Annotated in this window: 14 protein-coding genes and 1 pseudogene; 4 read left to right on the top strand and 11 right to left on the bottom strand. The window is 71.3% G+C overall.

All coding sequences use genetic code 11. The features are described 5' to 3' along the window. Positions 1–30: 30 nt before the first annotated feature. The 4 genes from coaE to rpsA all read right to left on the bottom strand — a co-directional run bounded on the left by coaE (position 31) and on the right by rpsA (position 4,656). Entirely contained in the window at positions 31–1,236 is a 1,206-nt protein-coding gene (gene coaE / locus ACYVLP_RS18895; RefSeq protein WP_460628873.1) for a dephospho-CoA kinase, read from the bottom strand. 10 nt (positions 1,237–1,246) lie between these two features. Continuing rightward, positions 1,247–1,909, bottom strand: a complete 663-nt coding sequence (locus ACYVLP_RS18890; RefSeq protein WP_460628872.1) for a TetR/AcrR family transcriptional regulator — start codon at positions 1,907–1,909, stop codon at positions 1,247–1,249. A 276-nt stretch (positions 1,910–2,185) separates the two neighbouring features. After that, positions 2,186–3,097: a glycerophosphodiester phosphodiesterase family protein gene (locus ACYVLP_RS18885; RefSeq protein WP_460628871.1), complete on the bottom strand. Its 912-nt coding sequence runs from the start codon at positions 3,095–3,097 to the stop codon at positions 2,186–2,188. Between the two features lie 65 nt (positions 3,098–3,162). Further along, complete coding sequence (gene rpsA / locus ACYVLP_RS18880) at positions 3,163–4,656, bottom strand: 30S ribosomal protein S1 (RefSeq protein WP_460628870.1); 1,494 nt, start codon at positions 4,654–4,656, stop codon at positions 3,163–3,165. 183 nt (positions 4,657–4,839) lie between these two features. Between rpsA and ACYVLP_RS18875 the strand changes: the two genes are divergently transcribed. Next, a complete protein-coding gene (locus ACYVLP_RS18875; protein WP_460628869.1) occupies positions 4,840–5,649 on the top strand; it encodes a class I SAM-dependent methyltransferase in 810 nt (269 codons plus the stop codon). Positions 5,650–5,691: 42 nt separating this feature from the next. Here ACYVLP_RS18875 and ACYVLP_RS18870 read toward each other — a convergent pair whose 3' ends face one another. Beyond that, on the bottom strand, positions 5,692–6,732 hold the full coding sequence (locus tag ACYVLP_RS18870; RefSeq protein WP_460628868.1) for a PorA family protein: 1,041 nt from the start codon (positions 6,730–6,732) through the stop codon (positions 5,692–5,694). A 144-nt stretch (positions 6,733–6,876) separates the two neighbouring features. Here ACYVLP_RS18870 and ACYVLP_RS18865 point away from each other — a divergent pair, with 144 nt between their 5' ends. Together ACYVLP_RS18865 and ACYVLP_RS18860 are read left to right on the top strand one after the other, a co-directional pair. Continuing rightward, on the top strand, positions 6,877–8,802 hold the full coding sequence (locus ACYVLP_RS18865) for a glycosyltransferase family protein (protein WP_460628867.1): 1,926 nt from the start codon (positions 6,877–6,879) through the stop codon (positions 8,800–8,802). A gap of 25 nt (positions 8,803–8,827) precedes the next feature. Further along, positions 8,828–9,886: pseudogene (locus tag ACYVLP_RS18860) on the top strand (acyltransferase family protein); the annotation flags it as partial. 11 nt (positions 9,887–9,897) lie between these two features. Here ACYVLP_RS18860 and ACYVLP_RS18855 read toward each other — a convergent pair. The 5 genes from ACYVLP_RS18855 to ACYVLP_RS18835 all read right to left on the bottom strand — a co-directional run bounded on the left by ACYVLP_RS18855 (position 9,898) and on the right by ACYVLP_RS18835 (position 17,989). Then, a complete protein-coding gene (locus ACYVLP_RS18855; protein ID WP_460628866.1) occupies positions 9,898–14,061 on the bottom strand; it encodes an alpha-(1->3)-arabinofuranosyltransferase domain-containing protein in 4,164 nt (1,387 codons plus the stop codon). Further along, positions 14,058–14,807, bottom strand: coding sequence for a class I SAM-dependent methyltransferase (locus ACYVLP_RS18850; protein ID WP_460628865.1), 750 nt, complete (start codon positions 14,805–14,807; stop codon positions 14,058–14,060). Before ACYVLP_RS18850 ends, ACYVLP_RS18855 begins: the two co-directional genes overlap by 4 nt. Then, on the bottom strand, positions 14,804–15,985 hold the full coding sequence (locus ACYVLP_RS18845) for a glycosyltransferase family 4 protein (RefSeq protein ID WP_460628864.1): 1,182 nt from the start codon (positions 15,983–15,985) through the stop codon (positions 14,804–14,806). The genes ACYVLP_RS18850 and ACYVLP_RS18845 overlap by 4 nt, the downstream gene beginning before the upstream one ends. 42 nt (positions 15,986–16,027) lie before the next feature. Next, positions 16,028–16,225: a hypothetical protein gene (locus ACYVLP_RS18840; protein ID WP_460628863.1), complete on the bottom strand. Its 198-nt coding sequence runs from the start codon at positions 16,223–16,225 to the stop codon at positions 16,028–16,030. Positions 16,226–16,348: 123 nt separating this feature from the next. After that, positions 16,349–17,989 (bottom strand): hypothetical protein, encoded by a 1,641-nt coding sequence (locus ACYVLP_RS18835; RefSeq protein WP_460628862.1) that lies wholly within the window; start codon positions 17,987–17,989, stop codon positions 16,349–16,351. A 94-nt stretch (positions 17,990–18,083) separates the two neighbouring features. On the opposite strand from ACYVLP_RS18835, the gene ACYVLP_RS18830 reads away from it, so the two are divergent. Next, positions 18,084–19,352, top strand: coding sequence for an oligosaccharide flippase family protein (locus ACYVLP_RS18830; protein ID WP_460628861.1), 1,269 nt, complete (start codon positions 18,084–18,086; stop codon positions 19,350–19,352). Here ACYVLP_RS18830 and polA read toward each other — a convergent pair. Beyond that, positions 19,309–21,984: a DNA polymerase I gene (gene polA / locus ACYVLP_RS18825; RefSeq protein ID WP_460628860.1), complete on the bottom strand. Its 2,676-nt coding sequence runs from the start codon at positions 21,982–21,984 to the stop codon at positions 19,309–19,311. The two genes, ACYVLP_RS18830 and polA, sit on opposite strands and share 44 nt — an antisense overlap. Positions 21,985–22,022 lie beyond the last annotated feature (38 nt).

The following is a 22,022-nucleotide window of genomic DNA, read 5'->3' as shown; positions in this document are numbered from 1 at the left end:
CGCGAGGTCCCACCCCGGGCGCCGGCCCGGTCAGGGCTCTGGACGCCAGCCGGTCCGGGCCGCCCACGCCCGGGCACGATCGAACGCACCCTCGAACCATGGCTCCTTGGCCTCGACGTAGGCCTCGGTGGTGTCGTCTACCGCCAGGAGCCGCCGCTTCTCGGCGGCGTACGCGGCGCGCTCGGCAGGGTCGTGCACCAGCCAGTCCCGGAAGAGCAGCGCGAACCGCCACCCGGGGCTCCCGTGCTCGCGGACGTGGACGTGGACGTGCTCGCAGGGGTCGCAGCCGCCCCAGAACCGCTTCGTCCACCCGGCCGGGTCGGCGCCGGCCGGATGCGGGGTGTCCTGGGTGTTGCCCTCGACGAGGACGTAGCCGGCGTCCTGGAGGGCCGCGTCGACCTCGTCACGGTCGGCGTCGGCGAGGTGACGCACCCCGACCTGGACGTCGATGACGTCCTTCGCCAGCAGCCCCGTCACCGCAGTCGACCCGACGTGCGACACCTCGGTGGCCACGCCGCTCGCTGCCAGGGCGGCGCCGATCTTGGCCACCACGCGCTGACCGCGTGCTCCCCAGTCGGCGCGCGGCTCGACGACCGCCCCCCGCTCGGGACGCCTGGTCCGTATGCGGTCCCGCAGGTTCGCCGCATACGGCTCGATCCGCTCGCGCCACAGCCGGTCGACGGCCTCGTCGAGCTCCGCCGGTGTCCCGGTGTTGTCGAGGACCACATCGGCTACCAGGCGGCGCTGCTCGTCGCTCGCCTGGGTGGCAATGCGATGCCGGGCATCCTGCTCGGCCAGGCCCCGCTGCTCGACCAGCCGCCGGACCCTGGTCTCGACGTCGGCAGCCACCACAACCGTCAGGTGCTCGTGCACCCAGAGCCCTCGCTCGACGAGAAGGGGCATGTCGAACACCGAGACGCTCCCGTCCGGTGCGGTCGCCCTCAGCTGCGCGACACGTGCCGCGATGGCCGGGGTGGTGATGTCCTCCAGCTCAGCCAGCGCCTCGGGGTCCGGAAAGACGACCGCCGCGAGCCCGGCCCGGTCCAGCGTGCCGTCGTCACGGATCACCTGCTCGCCGAACCGCTCGCGGATCTGCGCCAACGCCGGGGTGCCCGGCTCCACGACCTCGCGCGCAACCTGGTCGGCGTCGACGACGTGGGCGCCCAAGCGGGCCAGCCGCCGGGATACCGTCGACTTGCCCGAGCCGATCCCACCGGTGACCCCTACGCGCAGCACGCGGGCCAGCCTAGTGGCGGTCCTCGCTGCCGCTCGCGCGGTCGAAGATCGCCAGGAGCCCCTCGGCCAGCCAGCCGGCATACATCTCGTGGGTCCAGCCGCAACGCCGCACGAACCGGTCGTAGATCTCCGGTGCCGAGACGACCCAGACCATGTCGATGAACCGCTCGCGGTCCAGCCGGGGCGGCAGCCCGTGCGCCTTCTCGAGCGCGTTGAGTGCGTTGGTATTGCCCGCCCGACGCTCGGCGTCGATGGTGGCCACGAAGGCCTGCAGGCCGGCGTCTCCCCCGGCCCCCTGGGCGAGCAGCACCCCGAGCAGCGGGCCGACGCGCTGGTAGATGGTCGCGCAGAGTGCGGCATAGGCGCGCACGAAGCCCTCGCGGTCGGGGGCCTGGGACATGGCCCGGAACTCGGGACGGTCGTGCATCGCGATCGGCTCGTCGTCGCCGACGAGCATGACGTCGTAGACCGCCTTGACCACGTCCGCCTTGCCGCCGATGGCGTTGTACACCGTCTGGGCACTCACGTCGGCCGACGCCGCGAGCTGGCTGACCGACATCGCGTGGTAGCCGTCGCGCAGCAGCATCTCGCGAGCGGCGTCGATGATCCGGCGGCGGGTCGCCTGCGCCGCCTCAGCCCGCGAGCTGTTGTCGTAGGCCCGGTCTGTTGACATTGCTGTCCTTCGAATGGATCATGTGTTCGCTGGAACGGCGTTCTAGCGAATGGGGTGGGGTCAGGGGTCCCCATCCCGCTGCTGCACCTCGCGGTGCAACGGGAGCCAACAGCGGCGACCTGTTGCCGCACCGAGTGTGCCACGAACGCCCCGGCCCCCGCCGCGCGGGGAGACGGAGGGGGAGCGAGGGATCGGGTCACAGGGGCCCGGTCCCTCGCTGCCGTCCGGGTCCTCGTCCGGCGCGGGCAGTCCCGCTCTCGGGTGCTGCAGCGACGCTCAGCCGGGGTCGCTCGGCGAGGCGGGAGCCAGCGCGGCGAGCTGCGCGATGGCCCGGTCGGGATAGTCCGAGACGAGTCCGTCGACGCCCGCGTCGACCATCGCGCGCATGCGCGCCGGGTCGTTGACGGTCCACGGCAGCACGGAGAGCCCGAGGTCGTGCGCCTGGTCTACCAGCGCCCGGTCCACGAGGATGTGCTCGGGCGAGATGACCTGGGCGCCGAGCTCGGCCACTGCGCCGCAGACGTCGTCGCCGTGGTCCTCGGACCGCACGCTGCCCGTCCACACGCTCCCCTGCACCCAGGTCACGTCCGCCTCGACCAGCGCCGACCTGGCGACGTGTGGCGCGACGCGGGCCGACAGCTCGAGCACCGCCCAGTCGAAGGAGTGGACGAAGCACTGCCACTCGAGCCCGAGGTCGTGCACGGTGTCCAGCACGCCGTCGAGCAGCACCTCGCGCCCCGCGACCTCACGCGCGTCGAGCGGGTTGACCTTGAGCTCGATGGTCCACCACACGTCCGGCGCCCGTTCCAGGCCGAACGTGAGCACCTCGCGCAGGGTCGAGATCCACGCGCCCGGAGCCGGGGCCTGGCCGGGGAAACCGGGCAGGACCTGGCTGCCCACGTCGACGGTCCGCAGCTGCGCCAGGGTGAGGTCGGCGATGTGGGCCCCGATGAGGTCGGGGCCGGTAGGCAGGCACTTGATGGGCAACAGCATCGGGTCGTGCCACACGACGAGCTGGCGGTCGGCGGTCAGCCGCACGTCGAGCTCGACCCCGGTGACACCCGCGTCGAACGCGGCCCGGAAGCTCGAGAGGGTGTTCTCCACCACGAGGCCCTTGGCACCGCGATGTCCCTCGATGTCGAAGCGTCCCGAGGCCCAGGGGCCGACCCGCCGGTCTGCATGGCTCACGGGACGACGGTAGACGAGAGCCCCGGACCCGTGTCGGATCCGGGGCTCTCGAAGAGCGGTCAGGCTCAGTTGCCGGTCAGCTTCTCCCGAAGCGCGGCGAGCGCCTCGTCGGACGCGAGCGTGCCCTCGGCCGGAGCCGGCGAGCCGCTGCGCGGGCCCTCGGAGTCGGACGAGTCACCGGTCGCCGACGAGTACGAGGTGGCCGTGCCGGTGCTGGCCGCAGCCTCGGCGTCGGCCTTGTGCGCGGCGTCGACCTGGGCCTTGTGCGCCTCCCAGCGCGCGTGGGCCTCGGCGTACTGCCGCTCCCAGCGCTCGCGCTGGGCCTCGAAGCCCTCGAGCCACTCGTTGGTCTCGGGGTCGAAGCCCTCGGGGTACTTGTAGTTGCCCTGCTCGTCGTACTCCGCGGCCATGCCGTAGAGCGTCGGGTCGAACTCGGACACCGGGACGGAGTCGTCGTTGGCCTGCTTGAGCGACAGGGAGATACGACGACGCTCGAGGTCGATGTCGATGACCTTGACGAAGATCTCGTCGCCGACGTTGACGACCTGCTCCGGCAGCTCCACGTGGCGCTCGGCCAGCTCGGAGATGTGCACGAGGCCCTCGATGCCGTCCTCGACGCGCACGAACGCACCGAACGGGACGAGCTTGGTGACCTTGCCCGGGACGACCTGGCCGATGGCGTGGGTCCGGGCGAAGTGCTGCCAGGGGTCCTCCTGGGTCGCCTTCAGCGACAGGGAGACCCGCTCGCGGTCCATGTCGACGTCGAGCACCTCGACGGTGACCTCGGTGCCGACCTCGACGACCTCGGACGGGTGGTCGATGTGCTTCCAGGACAGCTCGGAGACGTGGACGAGACCGTCGACGCCGCCGAGGTCGACGAACGCACCGAAGTTGACGATGCTGCTCACGACGCCCTGGCGGACCTGGCCCTTCTGGAGCTCCTTGAGGAAGGTAGTGCGGACCTCCGACTGCGTCTGCTCGAGCCAGGCGCGACGCGACAGGACCACGTTGTTGCGGTTCTTGTCGAGCTCGATGATCTTGGCCTCGATCTCCTTGCCGACGTACGGCTGGAGGTCACGGACGCGACGCATCTCGACGAGCGACGCGGGAAGGAAGCCGCGCAGGCCGATGTCGAGGATGAGACCACCCTTGACGACCTCGATGACGGTGCCGGTGACGACGCCGTCCTCCTCCTTGACCTTCTCGATCGTGCCCCAGGCGCGCTCGTACTGGGCGCGCTTCTTGGACAGGATCAGCCGGCCCTCCTTGTCCTCCTTCTGGAGAACGAGGGCCTCGACCTCGTCGCCGACACCGACGACCTCGGACGGGTCGACGTCGTGCTTGATGGACAGCTCACGCGAGGGGATGACGCCCTCGGTCTTGTAGCCGATGTCGAGCAGGACCTCGTCCCGGTCGACCTTGACGATGCGACCCTCGACGATGTCGCCGTCGTTGAAGTCCTTGATGGTCGCGTCGATGGCGGCAAGGATGTCTTCCTGAGAGCCGATGTCGTTGATGGCGACCTCAGGCGCGGTCTTCTCGACCGTGTTGGCAGTCATGTAGTAGGAACTCCGATTGTGGACAGTTAGGTTGGGGACCCCGGATCCTGAGCACGTGGCTCATCGACCCGACGTCTTGTGGACAGGTGCATCCCTGATCGTGCGCACACGAATGTGCTCGGCAATCCTATCGACGCTGTCAGCACCCGGTCAAAAGAACGCAGAGTATGCCGTGGATATGCCATGACCACGCCGAGCGATGCGACCCGCAGGCCGGCCCTGCCGGACGAGACGGTCGCGGCCAACCGGGCCTGGTGGGACGCCGAGGCCACGCCCTACTACGTCGAGCACGGCGCCTTCCTCGGTGACACCGACTTCGTGTGGGGACCCGAGCGGCTGCGGGAGGAGGACGCACACCTGCTCGGCGACGCCGAGGGTCAGGTCGTCCTCGAGATCGGGGCCGGGTCCGGGCAGTGCTCCCGCTGGCTCGCCGGACGCGGCGCGACGGTCGTGGCCACCGACCTGTCCGCCGGCATGGTGGAGACCGGGGTCGCGGTCAACGCAGCGGTCGACGAGCGGGCCCGCGTGCCGTTCGTGCAGTGCGACGGACGGTCCCTGCCGTTCGCCGAGGCTGTCTTCGACACCGTCTTCACGGCATACGGCGTGGTGCCGTTCGTGGCGGACTCCGACGTGGTCATGGCCGAGGTGGCGCGCGTGCTGCGCCCCGGTGGGCGGTTCGTCTTCTCGACGACGCACCCGGTCCGCTGGGCCTTCCCGGACGACCCCGGCCCGGATGGCCTGACGGCGCGGCACTCGTACTTCGACCGCACCCCGTACGTCGAGCAGGACTCGGCGGGCCGCGCGACCTACGTGGAGCACCACCGCACGCTCGGCGACCGGGTCCGCGAGATCGCCGCGGCCGGGCTCACGCTCGTCGATGTCGTCGAGCCGGAGTGGCCGAGCGGCCACGACGAGCCGTGGGGCGGATGGTCGCCGCTGCGCGGCCGCGTCCTCCCCGGCACCGCGATCTACGTCTGCACCAAGCCGGCGTGAGCGGGGCCTACCCGTCGTGCCCGCCCACCTGCGGGCGAGGGATCAGGCGACGGCGCGATGCTGGGACCCACCGAGGCCGTCGAGCGCGTCCAGGCCCTCCGCGTCGTCATCACGGCTGGACGGGCCGGACCCGCGAGACGAGATCAGCAGGAGGACGCCGACGCCGATGAGCACCAGGCCCAGGACGATGCCCACGGGCCGAAGAGCACCGCCGACGAAGCCGAGCAGCTTGCCCTTGGTGCCCCAGGCCTTCGCGTTCTCCTGGACCGTCTGGTCGGTGTAGCCGATCGTGCCCTTGGTCGTGGCGACCTCACCGACGTCGCTCACGAGGGCCTTGTCCAGGACCTCTTGTCCCTTGATGAGCACGCCGGTGTTCGGCTCGACCCAGAGGGTGCGCGTGTTGCCGTACATCACCTTCGCCACGACGTCGTCCCCGGTCCGGTCGAAGATGCCCGCGGGGACCGGGCGCGTGGCCACCTCGGCCCGCGGGATGACCTGCTCGAAGACGTAGGTATTGACGCCTGAGATGTTCTCCTCGCGGACGAAGTTGATGTCGACCGCGCGTCCGAGGTCACCGTCCCACCAGGGGTAGGTCTTCTTCTCGACCGCGAACGGGAACTTGAAGAACAGGCCCTCGTGCTTGACGGGCACCATCTTCTCGGGATCCTCCAGGTCGCCGGCCGAGCGCACGTCGGTCGTGGACCCGGTGGTGAGCCCCGTCGTCCGGTCGAACGTGACGATCTCGTTGCTGAAGGTCAACGGCCCGACCCCGACCGCCTCGGACTTCACGCCGGTCTGCCAGACCGCGGTCGTGTCACGCTGGTCCGCCGGCACGGCGCCCGGGATGCCGACGACCATGCGGGTGCTGCGCACGGTGGCGTCGGTCAGCTTGTCGTAATGGGCGGTGTCGCCCTCGGACCACAGCCGGAGCACGGACATGCCTTCGCCCTGGGACACCGACGTCGAGCTCTGGTCGAGCGGGACGGTCGTGAGCTGGTCGTAGATCAGCGGTTTGCCCAGGATGCCGAGGAGCAGGAGGGCGATGCCGAGCACCAGCGAAACGGCAGCGAGAACACGGCGCAACTGAGTGACTCCCGGGCTTGGATGACAACGCTGTCAAGGACAGGCTACGCGCTGGTAACCTCACTTCGCGCGAAGCGTACCAGCGTGTACGGTGGCCGTCACCCACCACAGAGCACCACCTTGCAAGGACGCTAGGAGCCCCTCTTGACCGAGGTCGCCTCGGCCGGCGGACGACACCGGTCCCCCGTGGCGCACACCGGCGCCGACCCAGACGTCGCCGCCGACGATGTCGCCGTCGACGAAGGACCGAGCTGGCTCGTGCGCGACCCGGTTCGCACGGCTGCACTCGCCATCGCTGTCATCAGCCTCGCCATCCGTGCCAGCGTCCTCAAGGACGGCTACTTCCTCACGGACGACTTCATGCTCACGACCCGCGCGGTCGAGAACGACTTCGGGTACTCCTACCTGACCCGGGTCCACACGGGGCACTTCGAACCGATCGGGTTCGCCTTCATGTGGGTCTTCGCCCATCTGGCCGCCCTCGACTGGACGGTGGCCGTGCTGGCCATCATCGCCGCGCAGGCCGTGCTGTCGTTCATGGTGTGGCGGCTGCTCACCGAGCTGTTCGGCCGCCGGGCCATGACGCTGCTGCCGTTCGCGGTGTTCAGCATCAGCACGCTGACCCTGCCCACGTTCAGCTGGCTGTCCGCGGCGATCATCTGGGCGCCGCTGATGATCGCGATGGCCGGCGTGCTGCGGCATCACACGCGGTACCTGCGCACGCACCAGACGCGAAACCTTGCCGGTGCGGGCATCTGGCTGCTCGTCGGGATGGCCAGCTTCGAGAAGGTCCTCGTCCTGCTGCCTTACCTCGTCGCGTTCTCGTTCGTCGTCCTTCCGAGCCTGCGGATGCGGTGGACGGCACTGCGCCGCTTCGTCCGCGCCACCCTGCCGCTCTGGCTCGTCTATGGGGCGTGCACGGCGGCATACCTCGGCGTCTACGTCACGAACGCGCGTCACTCCGACGTCAGCTCCGGGCTCCGCTCCCCCGGCGTCGGCACCCTCGGCGAGTTCGCCTACCGCACCGTGCTGCAGACCTTCGTCCCGGGCGCCCTGGGAGGCCCGTGGGAGTGGACGCCGGTGAGCAGCGCCACCGCCATCGTGTCCTCCCCGCGTGGCTTCGAGTGGGGCGCGTGGGTGGTCGCCGCCGCCGTCGTGGGTGCGAGCCTCGTGCTGAGGCGACGCGCAGTCCGGGCCTGGGTCTCCCTGGGCGTCTACCTCTTCTTCTCGATCCTCGCGCTCGGGGTCAGCCGAGTCCCGCTCATCGGGTCCGTCGCCGGCCTCGAGACCCGGTATGTCGCTGACGCCGTCATCCCCCTCGTCATCACCATCGGCTTCTGCGTGATGCCGGTGCAGGGCGAGCGCCAGGCGTGGTACGCCACGCCGTACGGCCTGCCGGCCGAGACGTTCCGGCGCGTCAAGCAGGTCTGCGTCGCGTCTCTGCTCGCGGTGATGCTCGCCCTGTCGCTGCACGCGATGAGCGGCTACGCCACGTTCCACGCGTCCAACCCGTACCGCGCCTTCGTCGAGAACGCCCGAGCGGGGTTCGCGGCGCTGCCGGACGGGGCGCAGGTGTACGACACGGCGCTCCCGGTCGACGTCGTCGGACCCTTGTTCCTCGACTACAACCGCGTCAGTCGCTTCCTCGCGCCCTTCACGGACGCCCGTGGCCGGGCCGCGCTCTACGAGACGACTGAGTACACCAAACCGTATGTGCTGAAACCCGACGGGACGTTCGCCCCGATGCGGGTGGACGGCATCGGCTCGCCGGCACCGCTCGGCGGCACGTGCGGCTGGAGCGACGCGTCCGGGCGGGTCGTCGTGCCGCTCGCGGCCGACGTGTTCGCCTGGTCGTGGGCCATGCGGATCGGCTATCTGGCCGACGGCGACGCCTCCGCCGTCGTGCACCTCGGCAAGGGCTCGGTCCCGATCCGGCTGCACCAGGGCCTCGGCGAGGTGTTCATCCCGATCACCGGCGGCGGCAACCAGGTCGAGCTGACCGACCTGACCCCGGGGGTGCGCGTGTGCGTCGGGGACATCCAGGTCGGCAACCCGGTGCCCAAGGCATGATGGTCCGCCCGGGCGGCGACCGGCCGTGAGGACGCGCTTCGCTGCTCTGGACGGGCTGCGGTTCGTCGGTGCGCTCATGGTGCTCACCACCCACGTCGGCTTCGACAGTGGCGCTGCCCTTCGCGGCCCGTATGCCGGCCTGCTCTCCCGGCTGGACGCCGGTGTCGCGCTCTTCTTCGCCGTCTCGGGCTTTCTGCTGACGCGGCCGCACTTCATGGCGCACCTGGAGGGCCACACGCGGCCACGGCCGAGGTCCTACTTCGTCCGGCGGGCCGCCCGCATCGTTCCGGTCCTGTGGCTGGCGGTCGGGCTCGCTTGGTGGCTGCTGCGCACGCCGTCAGGCGCCACGGGCGACTACCTGGCCCATGCCGCACTCGTGCAGACGTATGTCGGGACCCCTCTCACCGCCGGTCTGACCCAGTTCTGGAGCCTGTCGGTCGAGGTCTCCTTCTACCTCGTCCTGCCGGCGGTCGCGTCGCTGATGTGCCGGGGTTCCGCCGACCTGCGCTGGGTCCGCCGAGTCAGCGCCGGGCTGGTGCTGGCCATGCTGGCCGGTCCGGCCTGGATGGCGGTCGCCACCGCCACGGGTCACCCGGCGTGGCGGCTCTGGCTGCCCGGCTTCCTCGGATGGTTCGCAGTGGGCATGCTGCTCGCCGTCTGGCACTCGGCCCGCACGGTCGGACTGGTGCGAGCAGGACGTGTCGACGCCGCAGCGGCATACCCGGGGACGGTGTGGGCGGCGGCAGCGGCGGTGATCGCCATCGCGGGGACCGCGCTCGCGGGCCCGTACGACCTGTCAGAGCCCACGCCTGGCCAGGCCGCGACCAAGAACCTCCTCTACACGGTGTTCGGCCTCCTCGTCATCCTGCCCGCGGTGGCTGCGGTGCGCGGCTCGGCAGCGCCGTCGGGCGGTCGGGTCCTACGCAGCAGGCCCGTGGTCTGGCTCGGCGTCGTGTCCTACGGCATCTTCGGCTACCACGTCATCGTGCTCGCCCTCGTCGGACGCGTCGACGCGTTCGAGCCGTTCACCGGCGCGTTCTGGGGCCCCTGGGTCATCACGCTCGTGGTCACGACCGCGCTTGCAGCCCTCAGCTACTACGTCGTGGAGCTGCCCATCATGCGCTCCGCACGGCGCCGGACCTCCCGCTCGCGGCCGGACGCCCACGCGTCGGCACCGACCAGCAGCGCGGAGGCGCTGACGCCCAGCCAGACCAGCGCCTGAACGCCCCATGACGTCAGGCTGAGGTCATTCGCCGGCCACGGGCGAAGCGCCACGACGACTGCCGCGGCAGCCGGGCCACCCACTGCTGCAGCGAGGTACGGCAGCCGCGTCCTGGTCCCACGCACCGCCGCGAAGGCGAGCACCACGCCCACGGCGAGACACGCCGCCACGCCGCCGGCGAGGCAGACGATCAGACCTGCGGCGCCCGTCGTGGCGAGCGCCCGCCGCCGGGAGCGTTTCCCATCAGGGGCGCCAGCCCGGTCAGTGGAGACCGCCCGGCCGCCGGCGGGCCACAGCGCAACCACGACCAGGAGCCCGAGGAGCGCCAGGCCGACAAGGAGGGCAGCCCGGTAGGTCCGGTCCGGCTCGAATGACGCCAGCACCTGGGTCGCGGCTCCCGCGGGCAGCACCCATCCCTGCTGCCACCCGTTGACGCGCAACGGTCTCAGCGCCGTGCCGTCTGGCGTCGATGCTGTCCACCCGCGGTTGAAGTTCTGCGCCAGGACGAGCACCGACGACGTGGCGCGCTCCGGCACCGCCGCAACGACCTCGGCCGGTGTGGGGTGCACGCTGGCCACGGCCCACTGCGCCGTGGACGCGTCGACCGGACCGGACCTGGTCAGTGCAAGGCTCAGCGGCGCGAACTCCGCGCTCCGGCTCGTCTCGAGCAAGGTCTCGCCCGCGGGGAGTCGCATCCCACCGTCGATGCCACCTCCGCGACCGCACAGCTGCCATCGCAGCGGCTGGGCGTCGAGGATGTCGCCCACGGTTCCCGACACCGATGTGCGCCAGGTGCGACCGCCGACCACGAGCCGAGGTCCGAAGCCGCACGGCACTCCCGTGGCCAGCGAGTCGGGCAGCGGCTGCTGAAGGTCCTCCGCACCCACGACACGCAGCTCGCTGAAGCCCACCGGGGCAAAGGACCGTGCACCGGTGCGGGAGTCGATGTTGACGAGCAGGCGCGTGTCATCGAACGTCAGATGCAGCGACCTGGTGACCTGTGGAGGCAGGTCGGCACGCCCGTTCTCGTCGAGACGCACGGTCCGGGTCGTGCCGTCGTCGAAGCGCACGTGGACGACGACCGGCGTCGACGCAGGCAGGGCGAACGACTTCGCGACGACGATCCCCGAGACACGACGCTTCGTCGGGAAGTGCACCTCGTACCACGGCGCAGGGTCCGACGGACCCGCCACCCACCCGGTCCCCAGGTCTGCGTCGAGGGCCGCGTCCGGCCGTCCTCGCGGCGCGGACACGAGCCGAGACGACGCTGTCGCGGACCAGCCGCCCGGCAGACGGAGGAGTCGCTCCAGGCCAGCACCGTCGACGGCGCGCACCCGACCCGAGAAGCCGTAGGTCGCGGCCGCCGGCGCGGTCCAGGTCCTGGCCCAGCTCTGCTCCTCGGGAGCAGTCGACAGGCTCGGTGCGCAGACCGATCGGCCGTCTGCGACAGCGCAGTCGCCGTGCCCTGGCTTGCCGGCCTGAAGCAGGATCGAGTCCGGCGCCGACGCTCCCGGGACAGCCGGCAACCGGGCCACCGCGAGGGCGTGGACCCCGGGAACCTGCAGCTCGGTGATCCCGAACCCGTTCGGCGCACCCGAAGCGACCCCTGTCAGTGTCACCCGCAGGCGCGACGTCTGCCCTGGAGGCGTCACCAGCGTGATCGCGGGACCTGAGAAGACGTCGGTCACCGCATGACCGGTATCCGTGTCGACGCGGACCGTCAGGGGTGCCGCGCCGACCGGGGTCTGCGACGAGAGCTGGATCCGAGCACCGGCGACGCTGCGCGGCGCGTCGAGGTCGATCTGGAGCCACTCCCCGACGGCCTTGCCGTAGGTCCCGCTGACCCACCGGGTCGAGGGGTCGCCGTCGAGTGCGGCGGCCGGCCCGAAGCCAGGACCGAGGCGGAGCGAGGCGTACGCGTCCGAGGCAGACGACGACGCCGTGACGTCGCGAACGCCTCTCCACTCCAAGGAGGTTCGCTGGTCGGCGGCGACGACGTCGTAGTCGATGACCTTCCGGCCGGAGCGTCCCGGGTCATCGGCGGCTAGGAGCGCGGAGGTGTTCGCCGACGACCGGCCGAAGTTGACCTCCCGCCGGCGGGAGCCGTCGGTCAGGACCAGACGGTGGTCACGCCCCTCGAGATCCTGGGCCGCCGCATCGCCGGCGAGGACGGTGTCACGCCAGGCGCCCTCGCCAGCGAGCTGCACGAGGTTCTCCGGGCCACCCGCGACGACGCTCAGCTCGCTCTCCGGGACGAGGCGGGCGGTGCTCGGGGCCGGCACGGAGTAGACGACGATCGCAGGTCGCTGCACCAACGTCCGGTAGTCGACAGTCAGGTCGGCGGACTCGCCGTACGCGCCGGTGAGCGGCCCGAAGTGGGCCACCTCGGACAGGCCGGAGCGGCGCAGCGTCTCCTCGACGACGGCGGGGGGCGCGCCCTGCTTGTCGAGCCGGAGCTCGTTGCGTACCAGGACGAACGCGATGCCCGAGCGCGAGAGCGTCGCTGCGAGCCCGGGCACGTCCGTCCCGGTCGAGAGCACGTCGCTCATCGAGTCGAGCAGCCTGGTGGCCCCGGCAGACCCGAGGGGCACGGCATCCCTCACGACGAACGGACGGCTCGCGAGAGCCTGGAGGGGCTCGTCCTTCGTCGAACCCCAGGTGAGGTCGCTGAAGCTCGCGTCGGGGGCCACCAGCACCGCGCCGGACGCCGGCTGGGCGTCGAGCCAGGCGGCGGCCTGACGCCAGTGCTGCGGGATCTCCCGGTAGGCCTCCGGGCGCGCCATCGACGCGCCCAGGGCGGGTGAGGCCACCGTGACGACGAGCCCGCCCACGACGACAGGCAGGACCCACCGGCGGACCCATGGCGTGCCGACGAGACCACGAGCCAGCTCGTGCATCCGGCCCACGGCGAGCGCGAACCCCACGGCGAGCGGCATACGGACGACAGCTTCGAACTTGTGCGTGTTGCGGAAGGGCGCGAGCGGCCCGTCGAGAAGCTGCTGGACCTGGGTCGCCCAGGGCCACGAGCCCCCGCCGACATGGCCGAGTGTGACGAGGGCCAGCCCAACCGCTGCGCTGAGCACCAGGAACGGCGCATGTGCCATCCGGCCCCGGGTGATTCCAGCGAGGCCCAGTGCGGCGACGACCATGGACGCGATGACGACCGCAGGGGTCACGAGGTAGAGCCATCCGGCAGGCCACGACGGTCCGGTCGGCCCGGTGAGGAACCCCAGCCACGGCGTGGTCCCTCGCACCGCCTCGAAGGGGCTCGCGGTGCTTGTCGTCAGGCCGGCGTTCTCGATCCAGGACAGGAAGGGCGGGCTGTATCGCGACAGGAGCAGCAGTGGCCCGACCCACCATGCCGACGCGAGCGCGATGCACCCGGACCAGGCCGCGGCAAGCCGGAGGTTGGCAGCGTCCCAGCGGCGGGTCGCGATCCACAGAGCGGGCACGACGAGCACGGCCACCGACGCGGCGCCGTTGATGCCTCCGACACACGCGAACGCCAGCGCCGAGCGCGTGACCCGCCAGCGAATGCTCTTGTCCTGCATGACCAGTGGGAGCAGGACCCACGGGGCCACAGCCATCGGCCAGACCTCGACCGAGGTGACCGCAACCTCGCTGACGATCCGAGGGGCCAGGGCGTATGCCGCGGCCCCCGCCAGGCGGGCCCACGGGTCCGTGATCCCGAGCCGACGCGTCAGGGCCCACATACCGAGCAGAGCCACCGTGAACACGAGGGTCCACCACAGACGCTGCACCACCCAAGCGGGCACGCCGGCTTCGTACAGGAGCAGGTGGAACGGCCCGACGGGGAACAGGTAGCCGTACGCCTGGTTCTGCAGCTGTCCGAAGCTGCCGTTCGGGTCCCACAGGTGCAGCGCACGAGCGAGGAAGCTCGCGGGGTCGGCGGTGAGGTCGAGCTTGGTGTCCGGAACGACCAGCCCCGTGGACTGCCGGAACGCGAGCGCCGCGAACACCATCACCAGCACGACGAGGCGTAGGCGCCACACGAGCCGCGGGGCGCCGGAGGTCATCTCTTCCTCAGGACGATGACCGCGTTCCAGCACGCGAGCTCCCGAAGGCCCGGGACGTGGATCACCCACCTCGCCCAGCCGGGGTGGTAACGCGGCAGCACGTCGACGATATCGACCGCTCCGGCATCGCGCTGCCGCCGCGCCCAGCGGACCATCCGGCCCACCGAGCAGGCGAACAGCGTCCGTCCGAAGTCGTTCTTGGGACGTCGGCCGTGGCGTCGGGCATACCGGTCTGCTGCGCGTCGGCCACCGAGGTAGTGCCATGGCGCCGTCTCGTGCCCGCCCCACGGCGAGAGCCACGGCGTCCACGAGATGACGACGCACCCCCCGCGGGCGGTGACGCGGACCATCTCGGCGGCCATCGCCTCGGGGTCCGGAACATGCTCCAGCACGTTGCTCGAGAAGGTCAGGTGGACCGCGTCCGTCGCGATGGGCAGGCTGAGGCCGGAGGCGCGCAAGGTGTTCGAGCCGACCGTGCCGCGCGCGGTCAGCTCGCCCACGTCCGGGTCGAGCCCGGCATACCGTGCCCCAGCCCGCGCGAAGGCGTCGGCGAAGTAGCCAGGGCCACCCCCGACGTCGACGACCATCGCTCCTGCGAGGCGACACCAGGTGCCGACCTCTCGGACGGTGTCCTGGGCCAGCAGGGAGTAGAAATGGTCGGGGTCGGTCTGCTCGACCCGGAAGGCCCTGAACAGCTGGACCGAGCGTGCGACCGTGCCCCGCGGGGCGAGCTCGTGCACCGTCACGCGCTCGACGCCTCGGCCGAGATGGAGCGGGACTCGTCGCGAGACCCGTGACGGGACTCGGCGCGGGACTCCTCGTCCAGGCCGGACACGTCGCCGAGCAGCTGCTCCCACGCGTCGACGGTCGCGAGCCACGAGTAGCTCCGGGCGTGGACCCGCGCCGCGCGACCGAGCTCCTCGCGGCGTGCGTGGTCGAGCAGGAGGTCGGAGGTGACACTCGCCATGTGTTCGACGTCCTCCACGAGCAGGCCGGTCTGCCCGTCGACGATCGACTCGGACAGTCCCCCCGCGCCGTGGTGCGCGATGGTGGGTATGCCGTGAGAGGCGGCCTCGACGACGTTGAGGCCCCATCCCTCCTTGGCGCTCGGGGCCAGGGCGAGCCACGCCCGAGCCAGCTCGCGATGCTTCGTCAGCTCGTCGACGTAGCCGAGCATGCGGACGCGGCTGGACACGCCGGCACGCTCGGCGTGGTCGACGATGCGTTCGTGCCACCAGCCATCGCCGATGATCCGCAGCTCTAGGTCGGGGTGGTCTCGCTGCAGGCGTGCGAGCACGTCGATGGCCAGCTCGACGCGCTTGTGGGGGACGAGCCGTCCGAGCACCACGATGGTGGGTCGGACGGCGCGAGGCTGCGACAGGGCCATCGGTGAGTCGGTGCCGTTGTGGATGACCGTGATCGACTCCCGGTCGAGCCCGAGCGCGCACAGCTCGTCCCGGGACCGGTCAGAGACCGTGACGCAGGGGCGTCCTCGGTAGACGACCGGCGAGACCCGCGACTCGACGAACCAGCCCGCCCGCGCCATGACGGGCCCGAACACCACGGGCCACTGCTCACGATGCACGTGGTGGACGAGCGACACCACGGGCGAGCGGGTGGCCAGCGGCGCCCAGAACGGCAGGCCGTTCTGGGTGTCGACGACGGCATCGAACGGACCGCCCCGGCGCGCTTCGCGTCGCATCGCCTGGAGCGCTCGGGGGTACACGCCCATGCGCCCACCGGCCCGCACGATGCGGTATCCGTCGCGCAGCTCGGACGTCGGAGCGTGTGGGTGGGCTGCGCAGAAGAACACGACGTCGTGGCCTCGCTCCGCGAGCCCGGCGCACACCGTCTGCGCGTAGCGCTCGGCGCCGCCCCCTTCGCTGTGCGTGAGGTCACGCCAGTTGAGGAACGCGATGCGCACGGCGACGTGAGGGGTGTGGAACGGGACGGGCGACCGGAGGGGTCAGCCGCCGTAGCGGATGACTCGGGAGGGGTCGACCGGCTGCTGGGGGCCGTTCTGGACGGCCGAGGAGTCGTTCGGCGCGGTCGCGCTCACCACGGCGCTGATGGCTCCCCAGGCCACGCCTCCACCGACCAGGCCGCTCAGGACGACGACGATGAACGTGATAGCGACCGCCCCGCGCTCTGGCTGGTTCGACACTGAACTTCCTCCCTGGAACGCCACGGGACGTGGCTTACTCGTGAGTATGTTAGCGGTCGATCGGCCTTTGGCAAGGTGCTGGCGCCGCCGGGTGTGCCGCGTCGGGTCGCCCGGGGAGCAGGCTCAGGGAACGCTCCAGACCGTGAACTCCCGCGTCGCGAGCAGCTGCCGGAGCCCGCGATGCTCTTTCGGCAGTGGACCTGGCGTGCCGAGCCATTCGACGACGCGGTCGATCCCGTCCCGACGGAGCGCGTCCGCGTCGAGCGCGTCGCCGCGAGCCCATGCGGCGGCCTGCGGAGGCTCGCTGGGTCCGACGACCCAGACCTGGCCGTCCCGAACCACGGTGAGCCTCCGCGCCGCGGCCGTGGTGCGGGGTACGGCGAGCGGCACCGGATCGAGGAACGGCTCGGGGCCAGCCCAGGAGACCTGGCGCATGGGCTGCCACGGCAGGAGCAGGGCCCGTCCCTCGCCCACCGCCGCCACCATGTCCGCCCAGGCCTGCGGCATCGTGGTCGGGCGGTATGCCGCAGCGAGCCTGGCGCTCGCGTCAGGCGCGGCCAGCAGGACGAGTCCCACCCCGGTCACGCCGACCGCGAGCCGCGTCGCGATCGCCGCTGAGACACTCCCGGGCGGCGCCGCGGAGCCCGATCGTGAGGTCGGCTCCGGCGCATCGGCGGTGCTCCGCGTCCGGGGGCCAGCCAGCAGCGCAGCCATCCTGGCGGCGCCGAGCCCGGCCAGCACGCACAGGGTCATCGACGACGCGAGCAGCAGCCGATGGGTGTCGCGGAACAGCCCGAGGCCAGGCACCCACTGAAGGCGGGAGAACAGAGCCACTCCCGCCGGGGTGGCCAGCGCGAGTGCGACGACGGGCGGAGCGATCAGCGCCGCCGCCGCGAAGCCGGCCCGACGCCGTGACCTCAGTCCACGCCAACCGAGCACGGCGAGGGCGATCAGCGCCGCCGAGGCTGCGAGGGCGACGGGCTCGCCCCGGGACGGCAGCCGTGCGGCCGCCGACCAGGCACCTCCCCCGGTCACCACGTCCAGGAGCCCGCCGATGCCCCGGGCCTCCACCCGGAACGCCGAGACCCCACCGTCCTCCCCGGCCTCGGTGGCGCCGAGCAGAGCCGGCACCAGCCAGGGCAGGCACCACACCAGACCCAGGCCCGCGAGCAGGGCGAGGTCCCGAGACGACCTGCCGTAGAGGCACGAGGCACAGAGCCCGGCGGCGAGCACAGCGACTCCACCGAACGGAGTCAGGGCCGCAGGCAGGGACACCACCGCGACACCGCTGAGCCACCTCCAGCCCGTGGCGGGTCGGCGGGCGGCGACGACGACCCATGGGAGCACGGACCAGGCCAGCAGGGTCGGCGGCTGGCCGAGGAGGAGGCGCTCCGTGCCGTACACCGACCACGTCGCCGCGGCGGCGGCAACGCCGGTCGCGACGGGGCCATGGCCTCGAAGGAGCCAGGTCACGCCGGTACCCGCGAGCAGCAGCGTCGCCAGCAGCATGACCTGCTGTTGGACCCCCGAGGGCACGACGGCGGACAGGAGCGCTGTGACCGCATCCAGCGGCACGGCGCGCGGGGCGTAACCGTCGAGCCCGAGTGCTCTCGCGTTCAGGACCGGGGACGGAACGCTGACGAAGTCGCGGTAGAGCAGCTGGCCGCGTCCGAGCGAGGGCCACAGCTGGACCGCCGTCGCGACGGCGGTGACGCCGAACCCGACGACGACAGCGGTGGCGGTCCCGCGCCCGGGTAACGTCATGCCGGGCACTATGGCACAACGCCTCCCGGCCGCATCGCCGCCGTAGGCCGTGGGCCGTCGCCCACATCCTTGCGAGTGTGAGAAGGTGCACGCCGTGGTGACGACTGGGAGCCCGCCCGCTCAGCGGCTGGCCGGGCCGGGTGGAGCGCTGCTGGCGGGCACCTTGCTGTCGAACCTGCTCTCCTATGCCTTCTTCGTCGTCCTGAGCCGGCACCTGTCGGGCGCCGACCTCGGCGCGGTCGGAGCACTGGTGAACCTGTCGGTGATCGCGTCAGTCGCCGGGCTCGGCCTCCAGCTCGTCGCGGCACGGCTCGTCGCCCATGCGGCGGAGGCATCGGCGAGTGACCGCCTTGATCGCCAGATCCTTTGGAACGCAACGGGACTCGGGATCGCTGTCGCTGCGGTCGTCGCTTTGGGCTCGCCGTTGCTGTCAACCCTGCTCCACGTCCCACTTGCGGCCGTAATCATCCTGGCGGCCTCGCTCGCCCCGATGACCCTGACGTTCGCATGCCAAGGCGTGCTCCAAGGACGCGAGCGGTTCGTGACGCTGGCGGTCGTGCTCGCGCTTGCCGGGGTCGCCAAGCTCGGCGCTGCAGTAGCCGCCGCTCTCACTGCTCTCTCCGTCACCGGGGTCGTCGGGGCCCTCACGGCCGGCTGGTTCCTGGTCGCCTTCGTCGCCCTCTGGGCCGCCCGAGCCTGGCCGCAGCGGGACACCGCCGTCCGGCCGGGTCATCTCTGGCGCCTGGTCGCCGCTGCGGTCGTGCCGACCTCGGGCCTGCTGTTCCTGTCGAGCGTCGACGTGCTGCTCGCCCGGCAACATCTGACCCCCGCGCAGTCCGGCGCCTACACGATCGGGGCCCTTTTCGAGAAGGCCGCCTTCTGGGGGATGACGTTCCTGGCAACGCTCTTCTACCCCGCCATGGCCGTTGCGCATCGACGGCGGGATGCCTTGACGCGGGCGCTCGGCATCACCGGGGCCGTCGGGCTGGCGGGGGTGCTCGTCGCTGCGCTGTTCGGGGCACAGCTCGCGACGCTGGTCGGCGGCGCTTCCTATGCCGCGCTGGGCCCAGACCTGTGGCGCTTCACGGCCTACGGTGTCTGTCTCGCTCTCGTCCAGGTGCTGGCGTATGCCGGGCTGGCGACCGCGAGCGCGCCCATGGGCCGGGCGATCTGGCTCGTCAACATCATGGCCGTCGCGCTGGTCACTGCCCTGCCGGCGACGCGGTCCTCGGTGTCGGCTCTGGTGACGACCCTCGCGCTGTGCGCCACCGCCCTCGTGCTCGTCGGGCTCTATCTCGAGCGCAGCACACTCGGCCCGGTCAGTGGGCCGCGTCGTGCCAGGAGCGACCGACACCCACGTTGACGTCGAGCGGCACGTCCATCTCGACGGCGTGACCCATCTCGTGCCGGACCAGCTGCTCGATGTCGTCGCGCTCCCCCGGGGCGATCTCGAGCACGAGCTCGTCGTGAACCTGAAGCAGGATCCGTGAGCGCGCGCCCGCCTTGGTCAGGGCGCGGTCGACGCCGATCATCGCCACCTTCATGATGTCCGCCGCCGATCCCTGGATGGGCGCGTTGAGGGCCATCCGCTCCGCGGCCTCGCGGCGCTGACGGTTGTCCGACGTGAGGTCGGGAAGGTAGCGGCGGCGCCCGAGCATGGTCGCGGTGTACCCGGTGCCGCGCGCGACGGCCACAACGTCACGCAGGTAGTCGCTCACGCCCCCGAACCGCTCGAAGTAGCCGTCCATGAGACCGCGCGCCTCTTCGGTGCTGATGGTCAGCTGCTTGGAGAGCCCGAACGCGGACAGGCCGTAGGCCAGGCCGTAGGACATCGCCTTGACCTTCGAGCGCATCTGCGGGGTGACGTCCTCGGGCGCGACGCCGAAGACCCGGGAGCCGACGAAACGGTGCAGGTCCTCCCCCGAGCGGAACGCGTCGATGAGCCCGGCGTCGCCTGACAGGTGCGCCATCACCCGCATCTCGATCTGGGAGTAGTCCGCGGACATGAGGGCCTCATAGCCGTCTCCGACGACGAACAGCTCCCGGATGCGGCGGCCCTCCTCTGTGCGGATCGGGACGTTCTGGAGGTTGGGGTCAGTCGAGGAGAGGCGACCGGTCGCGGCGATGGTCTGCAGGTAGGTCGTGTGGATCCGGTCGTCATCGGCCACCGACTTCTGCAGCCCCTCGACCGTCACTCGCAGGCGCGCCGAGTCACGGTGCCGCAGCAGTGCCTCGAGGAAGGGGTGCTCGGTCTTGGTGAACAGGTCGCTGAGGGCGTCGGCATCCGTCGTGTAGCCGGTCTTGGTGCGCTTGGTCTTGGGCATGTTGAGCTGGCCGAAGAGCACCTCCTGGAGCTGCTTCGGCGAGCCGAGGTTGATCTTCTCCCCGCCGATCGCATCCCACGCGTCCTCCTGCGCCTGGGCGACCTTGACCGCGAAGTCCTTCTCGAGGTCGTCGAGACCGGGCACGTCGACCGCGATGCCGATCCGTTCCATCCGCGCCAGGACGTCGATGAGCGGCAGCTCGACGTCGGCGAGCAGCTCGGCGCCGCCGGTCGAGGCGACCTGCTCGTCGAGCACGACTGCGAGGTCGCGGACGGCGGTCGCGCGCACCATCTCCTTCTGCGCGGCCTTCTCGTCCGCGTCGCCCTCGAAGTCGAGCATCCCCTGCCCGTCGGCTGCCGACTGCGCGCTGAGCTCGCGCTTGAGGTTGCGCAGCACGAGGTCGTCGAGGTGGTAGGTGCGCTGGTCGGGCTTGACGAGGTATGCCGCGAGCTGGGTGTCGCTCGTCAGCCCGTCGAGGGCCCAGCCACGGGCCGCCAGAGCCTCGATCGGGCCCTTCGCGTCATGCATCGCCTTGGGCCGCTTCGGGTCCTCCAGCCACTCCCCCACGGCCGCCTCGCCGTCAGGGGTGAGCGTGGTCAGGTCGATCCAGGCTGCGGCGCCGTCGGACGCCGCGACCGCAATGCCGGCGGCGTCGCCCGTCCCGCGCGCCCAGCTGCCGGACACGGACAGCGCTGCCCGCTCGGCTCCGCCGAGGTGCTCGGCCACCCAGCCGGCCACCTCGTCGGCCGCGAGCACGACGCCATCGACCTCGAACCCCGACTCGGCCTCGGGCTCGCTCGCCTCGACCTCGCTGAAGAGCCGGTCGCGCAGCACCCGGAACTCGAGCCGGTCGAAGACCTCGTGGACCTCCTCGCGGGCCCACTGAGTCCGCTCGAGCTCCTCGACGGTCACCCCGACCGGGGCGTCCTTGACGAGCTGGTTGAGCCGGCGGTTGCGCAGCACCTGGTCGAGGTGCTCGCGCAGGGCGTCGCCTGCCTTGCCCTTGATCTGGTCGATGCCGGCGACGATCCCGTCGAGGTTGCCGAACTGGGTGATCCACTTCGCGGCCGTCTTGGGCCCGACCCCCGGCACGCCCGGGAGGTTGTCCGACGTCTCGCCGACCATCGCGGCCAGGTCGCTGTAGCGAGTCGGCGGCACGCCGTACTTCTCCTCCACCTGCGCCGGCCCCATCCGCCACACCTCGGAGACACCACGGACCGGGTAGAGGATCGTCACGTTGTCGGAGACGAGCTGGAACGTGTCGCGGTCGCCGGAGCAGATCAGCACCTCGACGCCGGAGTCGTCGGCCTCGGTCGCGATGGTCGCGATGATGTCGTCCGCCTCGTAGCCGTCCAGCTCGACGAAGCGGATCCGCAGTGCGTCGAGCACCTCCTTGACCAGCGGCAGCTGGCCGGCGAACTCGTCCGGCGTCCGCGCCCGACCCGCCTTGTACTCGGCATACTCCTGCGTGCGGAACGTCTGCCGCGACTTGTCGAAGGCGACGACGACATGGGTGGGCTGCTCGTCGCGCAGCATGTTGATGAGCATCGAGGTGAAGCCGTAGACGGCGTTGGTGTGCTGTCCCGTGCTCGTCGAGAAGTTCTCGGTAGGGAGCGCGAAGAACGCGCGGTAGGCCAGCGAGTGTCCGTCGAGGAGGAGAAGTCGGCTCACACGGGCAGCCTAGTGTCCGGCACCGACGGTGGAGGTGG

Source organism: Intrasporangium mesophilum, assembly GCF_054783095.1.
This window is presented reverse-complemented; position numbering and strand designations above follow the sequence as displayed.

Bases quoted from the DNA above. Each gene is read 5' to 3' on its own strand.
- ACYVLP_RS18875 (WP_460628869.1), top strand. From the start codon at position 4,840: ATGACCACGCCGAGCGATGCGACCCGCAGGCCGGCCCTGCCGGACGAG.
- ACYVLP_RS18835 (WP_460628862.1), bottom strand. From the start codon at position 17,989: ATGACGTTACCCGGGCGCGGGACCGCCACCGCTGTCGTCGTCGGGTTC.
- rpsA (WP_460628870.1), bottom strand. From the start codon at position 4,656: ATGACTGCCAACACGGTCGAGAAGACCGCGCCTGAGGTCGCCATCAAC.
- ACYVLP_RS18855 (WP_460628866.1), bottom strand. From the start codon at position 14,061: ATGACCTCCGGCGCCCCGCGGCTCGTGTGGCGCCTACGCCTCGTCGTG.
- ACYVLP_RS18890 (WP_460628872.1), bottom strand. From the start codon at position 1,909: ATGTCAACAGACCGGGCCTACGACAACAGCTCGCGGGCTGAGGCGGCG.